This window comes from Bifidobacterium sp. MSK.13.1, assembly GCF_019131435.1.
Lineage (GTDB): Bacteria > Actinomycetota > Actinomycetes > Actinomycetales > Bifidobacteriaceae > Bifidobacterium > Bifidobacterium pseudocatenulatum.
On record NZ_JAHOMM010000002.1, the window covers coordinates 432,487 to 448,799 of the forward strand.

Annotated in this window: 14 protein-coding genes and 1 pseudogene; 11 read left to right on the forward strand and 4 right to left on the reverse strand. The window is 44.1% G+C overall.

The window, feature by feature from the left end; translation table 11 throughout:
• Positions 1-9: 9 nt before the first annotated feature.
• Positions 10-1,059, reverse strand: a complete 1,050-nt coding sequence (locus tag KSY55_RS04715) for a replication initiation factor domain-containing protein (RefSeq protein ID WP_319017111.1) — start codon at positions 1,057-1,059, stop codon at positions 10-12.
• Between the two features lie 497 nt (positions 1,060-1,556).
• On the opposite strand from KSY55_RS04715, the gene KSY55_RS04720 reads away from it, so the two are divergent.
• From KSY55_RS04720 to KSY55_RS04735, 4 genes are all read left to right on the forward strand, one after another.
• Positions 1,557-2,192, forward strand: a complete 636-nt coding sequence (locus KSY55_RS04720; protein WP_101629280.1) for a helix-turn-helix domain-containing protein — start codon at positions 1,557-1,559, stop codon at positions 2,190-2,192.
• 415 nt (positions 2,193-2,607) lie between these two features.
• Entirely contained in the window at positions 2,608-2,904 is a 297-nt protein-coding gene (locus tag KSY55_RS04725; RefSeq protein WP_244091463.1) for a hypothetical protein, read from the forward strand.
• A gap of 97 nt (positions 2,905-3,001) precedes the next feature.
• A complete protein-coding gene (locus KSY55_RS04730; RefSeq protein WP_009321393.1) occupies positions 3,002-4,957 on the forward strand; it encodes a hypothetical protein in 1,956 nt (651 codons plus the stop codon).
• Between the two features lie 2 nt (positions 4,958-4,959).
• Positions 4,960-5,610 (forward strand): ATP-binding cassette domain-containing protein, encoded by a 651-nt coding sequence (locus tag KSY55_RS04735; protein WP_009243732.1) that lies wholly within the window; start codon positions 4,960-4,962, stop codon positions 5,608-5,610.
• A gap of 163 nt (positions 5,611-5,773) precedes the next feature.
• Here KSY55_RS04735 and KSY55_RS04740 read toward each other — a convergent pair whose 3' ends face one another.
• Both KSY55_RS04740 and KSY55_RS04745 read right to left on the reverse strand, forming a co-directional pair.
• Entirely contained in the window at positions 5,774-7,528 is a 1,755-nt protein-coding gene (locus KSY55_RS04740; RefSeq protein ID WP_217749493.1) for an ATP-dependent endonuclease, read from the reverse strand.
• A gap of 200 nt (positions 7,529-7,728) precedes the next feature.
• Complete coding sequence (locus KSY55_RS04745) at positions 7,729-7,917, reverse strand: hypothetical protein (protein WP_117645366.1); 189 nt, start codon at positions 7,915-7,917, stop codon at positions 7,729-7,731.
• A gap of 237 nt (positions 7,918-8,154) precedes the next feature.
• Here KSY55_RS04745 and KSY55_RS04750 point away from each other — a divergent pair, with 237 nt between their 5' ends.
• From KSY55_RS04750 to KSY55_RS04765, 4 genes are read left to right on the forward strand one after another with little or no spacing between them, the layout of a single operon-like run.
• Positions 8,155-9,132 (forward strand): restriction endonuclease subunit M, encoded by a 978-nt coding sequence (locus KSY55_RS04750; protein ID WP_118240388.1) that lies wholly within the window; start codon positions 8,155-8,157, stop codon positions 9,130-9,132.
• On the forward strand, positions 9,129-9,467 hold the full coding sequence (locus tag KSY55_RS04755) for an Eco57I restriction-modification methylase domain-containing protein (protein WP_118240386.1): 339 nt from the start codon (positions 9,129-9,131) through the stop codon (positions 9,465-9,467). Before KSY55_RS04750 ends, KSY55_RS04755 begins: the two co-directional genes overlap by 4 nt.
• Positions 9,430-10,095 carry a hypothetical protein gene (locus KSY55_RS04760; protein WP_168731172.1) on the forward strand — a complete coding sequence of 222 codons (666 nt, stop codon included), beginning with the start codon at positions 9,430-9,432 and terminating at the stop codon, positions 10,093-10,095. Before KSY55_RS04755 ends, KSY55_RS04760 begins: the two co-directional genes overlap by 38 nt.
• Complete coding sequence (locus tag KSY55_RS04765) at positions 10,095-13,454, forward strand: DEAD/DEAH box helicase family protein (RefSeq protein ID WP_118240385.1); 3,360 nt, start codon at positions 10,095-10,097, stop codon at positions 13,452-13,454. The genes KSY55_RS04760 and KSY55_RS04765 overlap by 1 nt, the downstream gene beginning before the upstream one ends.
• A gap of 84 nt (positions 13,455-13,538) precedes the next feature.
• Here KSY55_RS04765 and KSY55_RS04770 read toward each other — a convergent pair whose 3' ends face one another.
• The gene (locus tag KSY55_RS04770; protein WP_118240482.1) at positions 13,539-14,363 is read right to left on the reverse strand and encodes a hypothetical protein; all 825 of its coding nucleotides are present in this window, start codon (positions 14,361-14,363) and stop codon (positions 13,539-13,541) included.
• 298 nt (positions 14,364-14,661) lie between these two features.
• On the opposite strand from KSY55_RS04770, the pseudogene KSY55_RS09100 reads away from it, so the two are divergent.
• The 3 genes and pseudogenes from KSY55_RS09100 to KSY55_RS04780 form a co-directional block, all read left to right on the forward strand.
• Positions 14,662-14,783 (forward strand): annotated as a pseudogene (locus KSY55_RS09100) (IS30 family transposase); the annotation flags it as partial.
• Between the two features lie 129 nt (positions 14,784-14,912).
• Positions 14,913-15,908, forward strand: a complete 996-nt coding sequence (locus KSY55_RS04775) for an Abi family protein (protein WP_072043441.1) — start codon at positions 14,913-14,915, stop codon at positions 15,906-15,908.
• 93 nt (positions 15,909-16,001) lie between these two features.
• On the forward strand, positions 16,002-16,313 hold a 312-nt coding region (locus KSY55_RS04780; RefSeq protein ID WP_217749492.1), incomplete at its 3' end, for a hypothetical protein.

The window sequence follows — 16,313 nt, forward strand, 5'->3', positions numbered from 1 at the left end:
GCCACCCCCCTACCTGTTCTTTGTGTCATACTGGACATAGGGTATCAGTTCTGTCCTGTCTATCCGCTGTAAATGGGCGGTCAGCTTGCTGGAAAGGGAAGTGCTGTACCTTGCCCTGTCTACCATATCCCCGACACGTTCCAGCCCACCTAAAGCGTCATGGGATTCGAGGAAGTAAAAGCCTTTGACAGCGGATATGACACCACCCTCTGTAAGCCACTGTTGCGTTTCTTCAAGGGAATTATGCGGTGTGGGTACATGGAGTTTTAAAAGTTCCACAGCCCCTAAAAAGCGTTGCCAGAAACGGCACGTTTTCCACCTGCTCTTGTTGCTCTCATTCCTGTTTGCTACGACAAAACGCAGGTTGTCCGCCAGCAGTCCGAAAGCCAGTTCCCCAATCTCCAGCGGTCTTGCCTGAAATGCCATAGCAAAGGCATGAGCCTTTTCATCACGCAGTTGCATTTCCGTCCGTTTCCAACTCCCGACTTCATCAAGCGTCCTGTTGTATTTGCCGCACACTTCCTTGTCCTTGTCATAAAAGCGGTAGGAAAGCCCCGATTTTCCAGCCCCGATATAGACGGTCTTTGCGGTGTCAAAATCATCAAACTTGCTCTCGTCAAAATGGTAGCCCTCACTGTTGGCGATAAATTCCTCTTTTTCACATTTCTTCTTTATCTGCTCTATGGTAAAGAACGGCGTTTCGTTCCTGTCGTCAATGGCAACGTCCAGCCTTGTGAAATGGTAGTTTCCAGCCCCATATCTCCTTTCACAGCGTCCGAACATATCCCCAAAGGTCAAGCCGTTGTTATCGAGGATACGGAAAATATCATCACACCCCCTGCCTGTCATCACGAGATAACAGCCCAGCCCTTGTGGGTTGTCCTCTGTCTTTTTTGCGTCGCCCGATACATAAATATCTCCGATTTCCCAACGCGCCTGATACGTCTTAAATTTGACCGTTGCAGGATAGACATTAAAAATATCGGTCGGCAAGCATAAAATGTGCCGTATCACATCTTCTGCCGTTGCCGTATCAAAGACAATGCTGATGTAATCAATCTTGACGGATAAATTTTCATGTGTTGCGATAGTGCATTACTCCTTTCGTACTCCCCGTTTTTTTGCGGGGTAAAAATCGTGTTTTGTCCTTTATTTATCACAGTTTCTAGGTACTATGACATGTATGCGCAGGGCGGTGTTACATATACGCCCTGTACGGAACGCCTACGGCGTTCCTTTTCTTCCTGCACCAGCCCCGTTCTTAACGCTCACGAGCCTTTGGGAGGCTCGTGGCTAAACGGGGCAGGCACAGGAAGAAACACCGTTTTCGGTCGGATAGTCCATGCCTATTCATGCTATCAAAGCGAAAATAACTCTTTTCTATGCCTACTCAAGCGTGTGATTGACCTCATTGTGCTTAATCACTATATCCTCCATGATAATAACGCCGTTAGAATTACTTGTCAAGAACTTTTTCTTGACTTTTTCGGCTATAATAAGTATGATAGGCTTATAAAGGAACGAAAAAGCCGGGAAAGGAAAAGATATAAGAAGTTATGGAGCATGACACAAAGAAAATAAATTTTTTAGGGGAGAACATACAGACCATAAGAAAACACAGGAAAATGAAACAGCAGGAGCTTGCGGACGCCATCGGTATCAATATGCAGAGCCTTTCTAAGATTGAACGAGGGGTAAACTATCCCACCTTTGACACGCTGGAAAAGATAATGGACGTACTGGAAGTAACACCGAATGAATTGTTGTCGGGAGAATGGAAGTTTGTCCAACAGGCGGAAAAAGAGGTATGCAAGTTTTTACGGACGGAAGAACGCCTAAATGCAGAACTGAAACACGGACACTATGATAACTTCTTTGACAGTGAAGAAGAATGGCTAGAGTATGAGTTGGAGCAGTTGCGGAAATACATCACAGACTATATCAAGGGAGAGGACATACAAGCGTCCGACCTTTACCCTATCAAAACATTTATCCAGCACTTGAAATTTCAGAAAGTATTAGACCGTTATGATGATTTATACAGCATGGATATGTTCGGGGAAAGCACAGACGGACACAAGTACGGTACACCTTATCAGGTTGTAAAGAGGATAAATCCCAACTCAAAAGAAGATATGGAGCTGTTGCGGGAAGTCTTAAAGGACAGCCATTTTGACAACGGGGACGAGTAGCCTTTTTCCTCTTGCAAAAAGATACAGCAAACAAAAAGCCCAGATCAAGAGTGCAAGCACCACTTCTAAAGAAGTGGCAGGCTCTTGACAGGGCTTTTTCTTTTCTGTTTATGGCAGACAAGAGAAAAAAGGATAGCTATATTGTATAGTTTCTCTAATAATTTTAGAGCAATGAATTTATCACAGGTACTTCGTCTTTTCATTGTAAAAGTACAATCGTGGAAAGCACTAATATTGGCACTTTGATTTTGTGCATTATGCACAAAATATGATAGCAACAAAGAGGTCATATATAAAATAGAAACAAAAATAACTTGACATTTAATGAAATATATGTTATGTTGAGGTTAGTAAAAACAGTACGTGACATAAAACTATCAAAAAGTAAAAAAGAGAAAGGAGGTTTATCGAATGAGTGAGAGCAAAGAAGTTGAGAACGAAAGTAGTTGGTCTTGTAGCAGCAGTTATGGTTGTCGGCGCTCCACTTACAGCGTGGGCTATTGATGTAGCGGGTGGAGATTTGTACTACAATGGAGGGCAAACAGACACCATTGTATATTCCGAAATTGGGCGTAAAGCAGGTATTAGTCGCAACTACATGGTAAAGGCAACTGTAAAGGTCGGCGGAGATACATATACCAGTGGATTCAAGTCAAACTACGCTTACAAAGATGCAAAGAGAGTTTGGTGGGCGAACGAAACATCTTATTGATTATTATCCATATTAAGTAAAATAGTTCAAACACCTAGGGCGGGGCTATTTGTCCCGCCCTATTTTATACATTTCTTCAAAGAAAGGGGCGTATGTTATGAAAAAATTTTTAAAGATTTTTATTTTCCTTGAAGTCATACTCTTTGCATATATTTTTAATACTTCTATTTACAACATTTATGAAAAGAATAACATTGCTACTGAGAATTTAAAAGGGTATGTTTTAGAAGAAACATCGCCAGAAATTCTCGACAAATTTTATACAATATTTACAGAAGAATATTCTCAAAATAAATTAGAACTCATTAACAATACGCTCACTTCCACAGATAAATCTGTTTATGATTTATATTGCTATCCATTAAATGAGTTTACACAAAAACAGCCTATATCTTCCTCTATTTTGTTTCAATATCATGAATTGCAAAAGGAAGATTTTTTAGATAGTGTTGGTGTATTCTATACAGATTTACCAGCTAACGCAATTAAAGAGATAGCTTCTCAACTGTCCGTCGCAATAAATAACTTTGAAAATGACGCTATTCCGTATAGTATGGTATTAGAATTGAATCTTCTGAATTTTGTAATCTTATTTATTGTACTTCAAATCATATACTGTATTTATACGTCTTATAGTTTGAAAAAAATAGGTATTAAAAAAAGCATGGGCTTTTCTACTATACATATTTTAAAGGAGCAAATTACCAGTGTAATAAAATATTTTGCTGTAATATGTTTAGTATTACTGTTCTTGCTAAATTTATATTACGCATTAACAAACAGATATGATTTTTCTTATTTAGCAACAAGTGTACTGTTCTTTATTGGTGTTTTAGCTATAAATATACTTTGTGTTTTAATTACAAGTATTTTAATTAAGTTTGTTTCTTTAGAGGCAATGATAAAAAATAAGACTTTAAATAGCGGCACAAATATTGTAGTTCAGGCTATAAAAATAATTTTTTCGGTAATAATCGCTATCACTATTATTTCATTGCTGAATCAGGGGAACTCATTTAGACAAAGCCAACAAGCTGTTTTAGATTATAAGTATCTGGACGGATATTATACCGCTAATGGTTTTAATTCATCGGAGTATGATTATGCGTTAGCAAACACAGACATATTAGAAAAATATTCTGAACAAACATTAGAGATGTATAATCATAACCATTCACTACTATGTGATTTTAGGACAGACGGTGGTTTGCAGACATCACGCCCCTATTATGAACAACAGCTTGTTATTGCAAATAGAAATTATCTGAATGAATTTTCAAATATCCAGCTCAGTGGAAAACCATTGGGAGAAGATATATTTAGTGAACCAACAGTATTAGTTCCACATAAATATAAGAATGATGAAAATTCTATTAGCGAATATATTAAGCAAGAATATTTCCGATTGATGAATTACAATCAATTTTATGGAATACCGGGAGAAGAAAAAACTATTGATAAATTTAATGTTGTTTATATAGACGATGATTCTACGATAAAAGTCAATACAGAAAATGGTTTTTCGGATATGGCTAATCCTATTATCATTGTTGATACGGGCAATTTTGCAGGACTTTACTATTTGGATTCTTTAAATACAAGGTGTTTATTTTTTCAAATGGAGTCAAGAGAAGATTTTTCTTCTTTGTTATCAGAATATGATTTAGAGCAATTAGTTACAGCTGGAACATTACTTACACCTTATTTAATGCAACTTGAAAATGTGACATTCGTTCTTAAAACACTCACTATGTTTACGATTGTCTTTATAGTGTCTTTACTGTTTATTTTGTATATTTCAAATTATGTGGACATTTTTGTAAATCGAAAGAGATATGCGGCAAAAGAGATTTTAGGATTCTCTCATTTTAGGACACTGAAAAATCGGTATATTTTTTGGGGAATCGAAATAATTATATCAGGCGTATTAACTGCTATAAATTATTATTTTGCTTGCCTTTTTGCGATTATACTTATTGACTACATATTCTGCGAATTGCTTTATAGAATTTATATCTCAAACGCTTTATATGAGATTGAAAAGGGGGCATAAGTATGTCATTGATTACATTAAAGAACGTCAAAAAAGAATATGGGAAAAATCAGGTTCTATTTGAAAATTTATCTTTAGAAATAGAAAAAGGCGAATTTGTGGGGCTTGTAGGGAAAAGCGGGGCAGGTAAAACGACACTTTTAAATATAATAGGATTGATTACTGATATATCCGAGGGAACAATCACTATTGATAGTCATAAAAATTTGTCCATGAACGGTAAAAATGCTATGATTTTGAGAAGATATACAATAGGCTATCTATTTCAAAATTATGGACTAATAGAAGATGAAAGCGTGTTGTGGAATTTAAAATTAGCTCTTGAATATAAAAAAGTAAAAAAAGAAGAAAAACTGAAACTAATCAATAAGTATTTAAAGCAATTTGAGCTAAGTGACATGCTTAACAAAAAAGTATATCAGTTAAGCGGTGGAGAGCAACAGCGAATTGCAATTATTAAATTGATTTTGCAAGGAAGTCAGATTATATTAGCTGATGAACCAACTTCTGGACTTGATAAAGAGAACGAATTGATAGTGATGAAACTTTTGAAAGAATTAAATGAAAAGGGCATTACTATAATCATGGTCACTCACAACATGAATTTGTGCGATTGTTTTTCCAGAGTTATAAATGTAGAAAACTTTAGATAGTTTGTTAAAGGGAGATACGCGGTTTTATTATACGTGCAATCTCCCTTTATATTTCGTCATATCAAGACTCATATTCAATTATGGTAAATTCGTGGTAAAACACTTATTTTTTCAAGTGATGAACAGCCCTTAAATGCTGTATTTATGCGGATAATCGGATTTTCTATATCAAGTTTGATTCAACAATAAAAATACTATTGCCAGAATAGAGGTTTGACTGTGGCCATTCGGAATCGCCGCATTCCCCCTCAATTCCAAAATAACGGGATACATGTTTGTTTTCCTTGGCCATGGCCTTCGAATCACTAATTTTCTTAGATATTTCTTTTGAACTCTTGCCCTTTTCAATCATAACTGGCGAAGCATCAAATTTCTTCGATTGATCATTATCAAACATTGCCAGCGTAACGATACCAAAATTATTAAGAATAGCATGAAGCTTGGGAATATTACCCTTACCACCTGCCATAATTATTTGTATTCCATATTTACAAAATTCTGTAGCAGAGGCAAAATATCGATTAGCTACTTCCTCAAGAATCGCCTTGTCTGATGGACCTTCCACCAAGATAACCACATTCGAAAAAAGAGCAGAAGCTAAATCATTGCAGATAGTTTTTCCTATAGAATTTTTAACAGATTTAAAACCAGCCTCTATAACTTTTTCATCAACTTTCTCTTCCGTAGTATTGTACAGATTTACTGTTGTATTTTCTTCATGACGTCGAATAACACGATAAATCTGATCATAATGCTGTGAATCAAGGAAGTAAGGACTATGGGTATCATACATAATTTGGATACCGCGATTCTCATTTTCACCTAGAATTCTGAGCACATCCGCAAACGTACGCGCTTGAATAGGGTGCTGATATAGTTCAGGTTCTTCAATGGCAAGGCAAAGCGTACCATTGTTCTCCTCTGAGCTAGAGGTTTCTGCAAGCAATTGCAATGCGGAAATAAGTAGCATACGCTGAAAGCCGTGCCCCTGCTTCGTAATTTCTGTCTCATCTTTGCCTTCATATGCACGGACCCCAAAACTTGTTTTCGGCGGTTTAATTTCCTGCGCCTCTGGAATAATCGTAACTGTCCTACCTGCAGAATAGGATTCCATAATAGAGTTTAACTTCCCAGATAAATCAACGAGCTGCTTACCATAGACATCAGAATAGATTTGCGCTCTTTGTTCTTTTATACTTGCATAGAGCTTTTGGACCTCTTCATCGGCTGCACTACGATTAACGGTCCTTTCGATAATAGACCCCAAGATACTGGCACGAGAATCCTCAGACTCTTCACTTGCCCGGTAATCGGCCTTTACTAAGGTAAAATTGAAAATATTTCGCATAGCGGCATTGCCATTGAATCCGTTAAAGGAAGTCGACACCTCTTCAGGAATATCCTCGAGCTGGTCACTATGCGATTGTTCCCATGCAGAAATTTGCTCATCAATTGATGCTCTTGTTTTGGCATCTTGGAGATCTAATTCGGGATGTTCGCTTCGGATTTTAGCGTATTCAGCTTTTTTACTCTTCGCATCTGACGCTTTTTTGACTTTGTTGAAAAGGGGATTTCCTTTTGAATTCGCAGATAAAAATTCTCTACCATTACTATAAGTTTTCCAAGCAGTAAACTCTTCCGTGCCTTGTGGAGAATATTTACCTAATGCTTTCTTATCCGAATCGGTCAATTTATTAAACGTAACTCTTACTTCAATTGGTTCATCTTCATGGTGGTAGGTGGCATCTTCTTCCGTTAATTCTCCATCTTTTGATCCGTTGAAAAACCAATCTAACGCATATAGCACCGTTGATTTACCGGAACCATTTGGGCCTATAAATGTAGTAATATTATGAAAATCAATTATTACATCGTGAAGAGTCCGAAAATTTTTAATTTCAACCTTTTTAATGCGCATTGACGCTCTCCCTTCATCATAAGCTTCCAATAAATCTGGAGGCTCTTATTTTTATATTACGACTTGCGACGCGATGCTCTAGGTAGGGGCTGCGGACGTTTTCTTGGAGATAGTCACGCAGCCCCTTATCAATTCGCAATCGCTCTGGCAACATACCGTTCCTGAAGACCTTCCCTACAGCCATTGGACAATGCCGCATATCATTCGGAATAATCTTGAACCGCCTCGTCGCCCGGATCTAGATATTCGATGACCCAGTCTATAGGATCCATGTTCGGGTAGTATTCCCTCAGCAACGTTCTTTTCTGCAGTTTCTCGCGAAAGATACGCTCCATCATGGCGATTTCACACTCACTTAGCCCATTCCCCTGTACTGAAGCAGATACCATATCTCCCCCTATTGTAGCTACCTGGCTCTTTCGACTACTTGACATACTGTAGCCCACAGGACGAACCCGGAAGGCTCCCGAAGGAGAAGGAAAACTAGTTGCACATACGCAGTGGGAGCCTTCCCACAAAACGAATCTCCAGCACAAGCATCTCATCGTCGAATGACCATTAATCAGACCTCTTTGCAATTATCTATATACTTGTTCAAGCGAATGTAGACGAACTAGGGACGAGTGATGATCAACACCAACGAGGGAACATACACACCACTCATTGATTTCAATGCATATCCGGTGAAGAATGTACTGGACACTCTCCTACAAGACAAGAGCACAAAGCAGAACATCATCTACGCAACTGATGCGTACGTGGACGCTGAACCGACCGCCACGGAAGCAGCGCCGATACTTGCCCAGCAGATTTCAGGCGAAACCCCCACCGTATGCATTGTGCCACGAGTACAGAAAAGCTTGGATGAGCAGACAGACCGCACCAAAGCAAAAGCCGAGGTATTCACACCATCATGGATGGTGAACCAGATGGTCAACAATCTTGATGAGGAATGGTTCAGAAGAAAGCACGTGTTCAATACGGAGCAGGAAGACCATTCCTGGATTCCTACGGAGGGAAAAATCACGTTCCCCTCTACGAAAAAGCACGGCTGGCATGACTATGTGGACAGCCGCCGATTGGAAATCACCTGCGGTGAAGCCCCGTTCCTGGTATCGCGCTACGACGCCGCTACAGGAGCAATACTGCCCATCAGTCAACGCATTGGCCTGCTCGATCGCAAACTACGTATCGTAGATGAGCACGCAGAAGATGACCTGATGTGGTGGAAGTGGACATTGCGGGCATTCCAAAGCGTATACGGCTACGAATTCCAAGGCGACAGCCTGCTGATCGCACGCGCAAACCTGTTGCTTACCTTCGTAGATCATTACCGCAACAGATTCGGCACCGACCCGGACAAGAAGCATCTCAAGCAGATTGCGAATGTAATCGTCTGGAACCTCTGGCAGATGGATGGACTGACCGAGACGATACCATTCCGTAAGCCGCCTGAGCAGAAGGTCGAATTCGACATACTCGACATGCTGACCATGCTTGATGAACCCAATTCGCGAGACGTACCAGCATTTGTCCGGTTATACGACTGGAGAGCAAAAACTTCGTTATCATATAGCCAACTGTTGAAGGGAGCAAAACAATGAAGTTCGACTATATAATCGGCAATCCTCCATATCAGATGGAGGACGGCGGAGCGGGAGCCAGCGCAACTCCCGTCTATAACAAGTTTATCGATGCTGTCAAAGAACTTGACCCCTCTGTACTGAGCTTGATCATTCCGGCCAAGTGGTATTCAGGCGGAAAGGGCCTAGATCAATTCCGTCAGGAAATGCTCAATGACTCGCATATTCGTCGCTTGGCCGACTACACCAATTCGCACGACGTATTCCCCGACGCGGATATCGCAGGTGGAGTGTGCATTTTTGTACGCGATAAAAGCTATGAGGGGGGGGGGCTGCCACTATTCCAACACGCATAACGGAGTTACCACAGACTGCCAACGCTTTCTCAACGAATTTGAAACACTAATCCGTTACCCAGTAGCCGAACGCATCGTTAAAAAAGTAACTTCTTTAAAAGAATCGACCCTCGACAAGATGGTCTCCTCCAGAAAGCCATTTGGTCTTTCCACTACAGCAAAGCCTTCATCTAGCGGCAAATTAACATTACGGTACAACAAAGGCGTTGGACCATTCCGCAGAGAAGACGTCATCTCTGGATTTGGCATGATCGATCAATGGAAAATCATTATTTCTCGTTTGTCTGCTGAGCACGCAGGTCAACCTGACAAAAATGGGCAATTCAAAATCCTATCTACGATGGAGAAGATTCCGCCAAAAACTATCTGTTCAGAAACGTATCTTGTTGCCGGTTCCTTTGACACCGAAGATGAAGCCGATAATTTCATGACGTATCTGAAAACAAAATTTACCCGTTTCCTTCTCGCTCAGATTGCCATGACTCAACAAATCAGTAAGGCTACTTTTGCATTTGTTCCCACACAAGATTTCACCAAGCAATGGACTGACGAGGAGCTGTTCAAGAAGTATAAATTGACCTCCGAAGAAATAGCCTTCATTAACAGGATGATCAAGGAGATGAACTAATGAGCGTTTCCGATATCACAGGCAAGGTCAAGAGCACTCGACCGGCACTCCCCCAGATTTATGCATACACTACTCCGGAAATCCGCCGTCATGACGGCTGGACGAAAATCGGTTATACCGAGCAGGACGTAAACGTCCGTATCGCGCAACAAACTCATACGGCAGATGTCATCGCGAAACTCGAATGGCATGGCAATGCCACTTATGAGGACACTGGCGAAGTGTTTCATGACACTGATTTCCACACCTATTTGCGCAATCTCGGCATCAATGATCAGCCCAGCACCGAATGGTTCGAGATTAATCCTCCGAACGCCAAGGGCAGGTTCCATGAGTTTCGCGAGAATCATGGAATTCTTGACGGTCTCGGAGCCTCCGATTATGAACTGCGAGCCGAGCAGGAAGCTGCGATCAGCAAAACCCTGGACTATTTCCAGTTGCACGAGCAAGGAGAGTTCCTATGGAACGCGAAGCCGCGTTTCGGCAAGACCCTTGCCACCTATGACCTTTGCAAGCGCCTTCCCACGCCAGGAAAGGACGGCAAGGCGAAACGTATTCTCGTTGTGACGAATCGTCCCGCGATTGCGAATTCCTGGTATGACGACTATGCCAAGTTCGTCGGCACCGATTCCGGATGGCGGTTCATCAGCAGTGTGGACGCTTTGGCTGGCAAGCCATATTGCATCCGCCACGATGAATACCTGCATCTTGCAGGCAAGGGCAAGCTTCCGAACTCCATCGAGTTCATCAGTCTGCAGGATCTGAAGGGCTCCATCGAGTTCGGCGGCCATTACGACAAGCTAAAGTATGTGGCGGAATACGAATATGACCTGCTCGTCATCGATGAAGCACACGAAGGTGTGGACACGTACAAGACGGACGTGGCGTTCGATCATATCAAGCGCAGGAACACACTGCACCTGTCGGGAACGCCATTCAAGGCCATCGCGAACGACAAGTTCCCTGAAAACGCAATCTACAACTGGACATATGCGGACGAGCAGCAGGCCAAAAGGGACTGGAACGATCCGGAACGACGCAACCCATACGAGAACCTACCGAAACTCAACATGTTCACGTATCAAATGTCCGACATCATCGAGAACGAAGTGGCGAAGGGCATGCAGATCGATGGTGAGCAGACCGAGTACGCATTCGATCTGAACGAATTCTTCGAAACAAAGGATGGGCGATTCGTTCACTATGACGATGTGAAGCGTTTCCTCGACGCTCTGACCACACAGAAGAAATACCCGTTCTCCACACCAGAGTTGCGCGACGAGCTGCGCCACACGTTCTGGATGCTCAACCGCGTAGATTCTGCCCGAGCCCTTGCAAAAATGCTTCGACAGCATGAAGTGTTCAAGGACTACGAGATCATCCTTGCGGCAGGGGATGGCAAAATCGATGACGACGAGGAGAACGAGAAATCGTTCGACAAGGTCCGCAACGCCATAGACAAAGCGGAGAAGGGCGGAGAAGGTGTCAAGACGAAGACCATCACTTTGTCGGTCGGTCAGCTGACCACAGGCGTGACGGTTCCCGAATGGACAGGCGTGCTCATGCTATCAAACATGAAGAGCCCGGCGCTGTACGTGCAAGCCGCGTTCCGCGCGCAGAACCCCTGCCTGTTCAACAGGAACGGCAAATACCAGCGTAAGGAAAACGCGTACGTGTTCGATTTTGACCCGGCACGTTCGCTGACTGTGTTCGAGGAATACGCGAACGACCTGTATTCCGGCACCACATGTGGAGGCGGCGATACCGACTCACGCAAACAGAACGTGCGTCGGCTATTGAACTTCTTCCCCGTAATCGGCGAAGACGAAGACGGCGAAATGGTGGATCTGGACGCCGAACAGGTGCTCTCCATCCCACGCAAGATCCACTCGCGCGAGGTTGTGCGCCGCGGCTTCATGTGTGATTTCCTGTTCCAGAACATCAGCAACATCTTCCATGCTCCGGCCGAAGTGATTGAGACCCTGCAGCAGCTGGAACCGTACAAGGCTCCGAGAGAAGACCTCGGAGTCAAGGCAGGAACCGCCGATGAACTCAATCTCGATGAGAACGGCGAAGTGTCCATTCCGGATGAGCAGGTCATCGGCAAGTCCAAGGATCTGTTCGGGGACAAAGTGTATGGCAATATCAACAACGAACTTAATTCCGTGATCGACTCCATTGTCTCCGAGAAACCGGAGAATCCCGAAGAGGATTTCCTTGCCGATCTCCAGAAAGCTGTTGGCGTCAGTGTCGTCGAACCGTTGGTCGAAGCCGCCAAGCAGAACTACGGCTCCGATATGAAGGCTTCCCAACAGAAGAAGGTCGAGCGTAAGATCAAGGCCGATGTGAATAACCGCATCAACCGCGAGTACGGCGACTACAACATTGAGAAGAACCGTATCGAACGTGACCGTGCGCAAGCACTCGAAAATGCCGAGAGCCAAGCTGAGAAAGAGCAAATCAATCAGGCACATGACGAACGGATTGAAGCCGCTCGTCTAAATCTTATTGATAATCTTAAGCAGTCGCGCAGCGAAATAGTTCAATCCGCCGGCGAAACCGTGGTATGTGAGATCGAGACCGCGAAGAAGGAAGCTCAGAAAAACAGCATCGAAAACGGCATCCGCGACCATCTGCGTGGTTTCTCCCGCACGATTCCTTCGTTCCTGATGGCCTACGGAGATGAGAACACCACCCTTGAATCGTTCGACAGCATCATCCCGGACTACGTGTTCAAGGATGTCACCAGCATCACCGTGGATCAGTTCAGGCTCCTGCGCGACGGCGGAGATGTGACGGACCATGAAACCGGAGAAAAGGAGCATTTCGACGGTCACCTGTTCAACTCTGTTGTCTTCAACGATTCGATTGTGGAGTTCATTCATCTGCGCAGCAGACTCGCCGACTATTTCGATGAGTCCCACAAGGAAGACATCTTCGACTATGTGCCGCCCCAGAAGACCAACCAGATTTTCACCCCGCGCAAAGTCGTGGTGAAGATGATCGACATGCTCGAGCAGGAGAACCCCGGCTGCTTCGACGATCCGATGCACACGTTCGCCGACCTGTACATGAAATCGGGCATGTATATCACCGAAATCATCAAGCGCCTGTACAACAGCAAGGCAATGCGCCGCTACTTCCCGGATGACCATATCCGTCTGGCGCATATCCTCGAACACCAGGTGTATGGCATCGCGCCTACCGAGATTATCTATCAAATCGCGACCCACTACATCCTCGGATATGACAACGAATTGGGTAAGGGGCTGCACACGCACTTCGCAATGGTTGACTCCGCCCAGCTCGCGAAAGAAGGCAAACTTGCTGAGTTCGTGGACAAAGCGTTTGAAGAATAGCGAAGCACTTTGAGTCGATGACAAAGCTGATGGGTTGGGTGGCTAACAGACAACTACTCTGCTAGCCACCCAACCCACCGTTTTTCAGTCGTCTATCTCGATCTCATGAATCGTGACTTCCGTGTCAGCATCTGCGGCATTGGCTTTCTTGAATTCCGGGCGAAGTTCCATGCCGGTCTCATCGAACTCACCGTTCAGATTGCGTACCAGCACATCGGCCAATCGGCCACCCATGGGTTTGAACGTCGCATAGGTTATCGCCCCGGAAATGGCACCGCCGACAACGGGCACAACCTTGGCAACGGCCTTGCCAACCGACTCCTTCACCACCCGTTTGCCAACCATCGCGCCGATTTTCTTGAGCAGTGGATACCAAGTCGTTTTCATCAGAGCCTGTTGCGTGATCTTCTTGCCCATGTTCTTGCCGACTTCCCTGGCGACTTTTCCTATCAGCATCGCCGCACCCGACGCACCGAACATTACGCCCAAATAGACGAGAATGCGCACTTTAGCATCTTCGCTCAGCTCCGACTCGTCAGATAACAGATCATCCTCACCAAAAAGATAGGCGATTTTCTGCGCCAGATTAATCGCAACACCAAAATACTGAGCCACATCGGCACCTCCAGCGGCAACGGCGGCAGGTCCGCCGGGGATTCCTGCCACGAAGGCGGCAAGAGTGGTCTGATTCGTCGACTTCTTGATTACTCCATCCGCTTTCCTGCGCAACGACTCCACCGTATATACACGCTGCGGGCCATGCTGCAGAATTTCATCGAGATATTCCGAATCGGCGAATTGCTGCCGCAGAAACGCTTCCTTATCAACCCTAATAACCGGAAGCTTCGCAACGCTTCCAATCATATTTATCGCCACATCGTAAAGCTCTTCGTCGGTTCTCTTAGCCATGTTCTTTCCACTCCGATAAGACGCATCGTGCTTAATGCCCATGGTATCTGCTCCTTTGTTTGTTCAATGGATAACATGCGGGCAATCCGCATTCACCATGAGCCATGTTTTCTTCGCGAGCGCGACGGGCTTTCAACAGATAGAGCCTGCATTAAAAGCAGCAGCCTGTTAAAGCAGATTCGAGCACTTCTCTCGCGCATTTCCTCGCATTTCCGCGCACTTGCACGCACTTGCACGCACCCAGATTCCAATCACATACTTCACGCTCATGCGGGATGGGTTCAACGTAATCGCCAAGGAAATCAACGATGCCCCATGAAGCTCCTTGGCAGCAAGACGCCCAACAAGGTATGGAACCGGGGAATAAGCAAGATGCAATCACGTCGTCAGAAACCGAATCACGTCGTAATCCCGTCATAATCGCGTCATAATCGCGTCGCAATCGGGTAGTGTCCGAAAACCATAACCGTAATGAAAAAGACTCTTCCAACACCATGAGCCGGCAGACACCACACTGCTAAGGCATACTTCAAGTTACAATTAACCCTTATGACTTTGGCGAATAGGGGTGCAATGAAAACACTGGATGAACTTATGCAGCATCTGTGTGACAACGGCATTGCATGTTCTGGTGAATTGCAAAAAAGAGAATTGAAGAACCTGGGATATTACCACGGCTATAAGGGGTACCGATTCGCTGGCATTGCAAAGAATCGTCTTCACTTGCAGTCCTTCGAGCAGATTTCATCGTTGAATTCTTTTGATATGGCGTTGAAATCTTCAATTTACCCTCGGATCATCGCCGTGGAAACCGCTTTGAAGAATTACACATTGGAGGAAGTTCTTCAAGATGCAGAGTCACCATTTCTTGATCAGATTTTTGCTCAAAGCCTGAATGCATATAAAGAATGCCGTGGCGCTAAGAAGCAATACAAAATAGAGCTGCTGCGCCGATTGAGATTGAGGAATGAGATGGACAGTCTCCTGTCTCAACGTTATAAAAGCTCCGTGCCGGTTATTCAACATTTTTTTGACGCTGATAAGCAAGTACCGATTTGGTCAATTTTCGAGGTGATTACTCTCGGGACTTTCGGAGCGTTCTACAAATGTTTGGATTCGCGTGTAAAGCAAGCGATTGTTCAAGAACTGAACATGCCAAGCAACTTTAACTCGGCTTCACTTCTTGGCGATATTATTTTCACCCTTAAGGATCTGCGTAATGCTGTTGCCCATAATGGGATAGTGGTAGACGTCCGTTTCAAAAGCAATTCAGTTAACCAAGGTATCGGTAAGCTGCTAAATGGAGATTCGAATATAACAGGCATCAATTTCAACGAAATAACAGACTACATTGTATTGCTGGCCTATTTGTTGACGAAACTTCAATTTGCCAGGGCAGACAGAACCAAATTTCTAGATGATTTTCTTGCAATTTTGGGAGAATACAAAGCGTCGCTTCCTCAACCAATTTTCAGCAAGCTCGTAAGTTCACAGGCTGTGAGGAAGATCCAGGAGGCGAGGAAGTTTTCAGATGGGAACGATTGAAAAACCGTTCTATCGGCGTGTGGCATTTGTTTTCATGCTAGGTTGGTTGGTTAATTGCGGTGGAAGCCTTCGGGCGACACCTAGGAGGAGCCGATGCGTCGGCTCCTCTTTTTAATATCTTCCAGCCCATCAGTTTTTTCAATCGTCTATTTCAATCGCGTGAATCGCGACTTCGCCATCTTCCGAGAACTCGGCTTTTCTGAATTCCAGGCGGAGTTCCATGCCGGTCTCGTCGAACTCACCGTTCAGATTACGCACCAGCGCATCGACCAATCAGCCGCTAGAGCTCTCAGTCATATTCTCTCTACTCCGATAGACGCACTATGCTTAACGCCCATGGTATTCGCTCCTTTGTTTGTTCAATGGATAACATGCGGGCAATCCGCATTCACCATGAGCCATGTT

Bases quoted from the DNA above. Each gene is read 5' to 3' on its own strand.
- KSY55_RS04720 (WP_101629280.1), top strand. From the start codon at position 1,557: ATGGAGCATGACACAAAGAAAATAAATTTTTTAGGGGAGAACATACAG.
- KSY55_RS04750 (WP_118240388.1), top strand. From the start codon at position 8,155: ATGATCAACACCAACGAGGGAACATACACACCACTCATTGATTTCAAT.
- KSY55_RS04740 (WP_217749493.1), bottom strand. From the start codon at position 7,528: ATGCGCATTAAAAAGGTTGAAATTAAAAATTTTCGGACTCTTCACGAT.
- KSY55_RS04760 (WP_168731172.1), top strand. From the start codon at position 9,430: ATGAGGGGGGGGGGCTGCCACTATTCCAACACGCATAACGGAGTTACC.
- KSY55_RS04775 (WP_072043441.1), top strand. From the start codon at position 14,913: ATGACTTTGGCGAATAGGGGTGCAATGAAAACACTGGATGAACTTATG.
- KSY55_RS04730 (WP_009321393.1), top strand. From the start codon at position 3,002: ATGAAAAAATTTTTAAAGATTTTTATTTTCCTTGAAGTCATACTCTTT.
- KSY55_RS04745 (WP_117645366.1), bottom strand. From the start codon at position 7,917: ATGGTATCTGCTTCAGTACAGGGGAATGGGCTAAGTGAGTGTGAAATC.
- KSY55_RS04770 (WP_118240482.1), bottom strand. From the start codon at position 14,363: ATGGCTAAGAGAACCGACGAAGAGCTTTACGATGTGGCGATAAATATG.
- KSY55_RS04755 (WP_118240386.1), top strand. From the start codon at position 9,129: ATGAAGTTCGACTATATAATCGGCAATCCTCCATATCAGATGGAGGAC.
- KSY55_RS04765 (WP_118240385.1), top strand. From the start codon at position 10,095: ATGAGCGTTTCCGATATCACAGGCAAGGTCAAGAGCACTCGACCGGCA.
- KSY55_RS04735 (WP_009243732.1), top strand. From the start codon at position 4,960: ATGTCATTGATTACATTAAAGAACGTCAAAAAAGAATATGGGAAAAAT.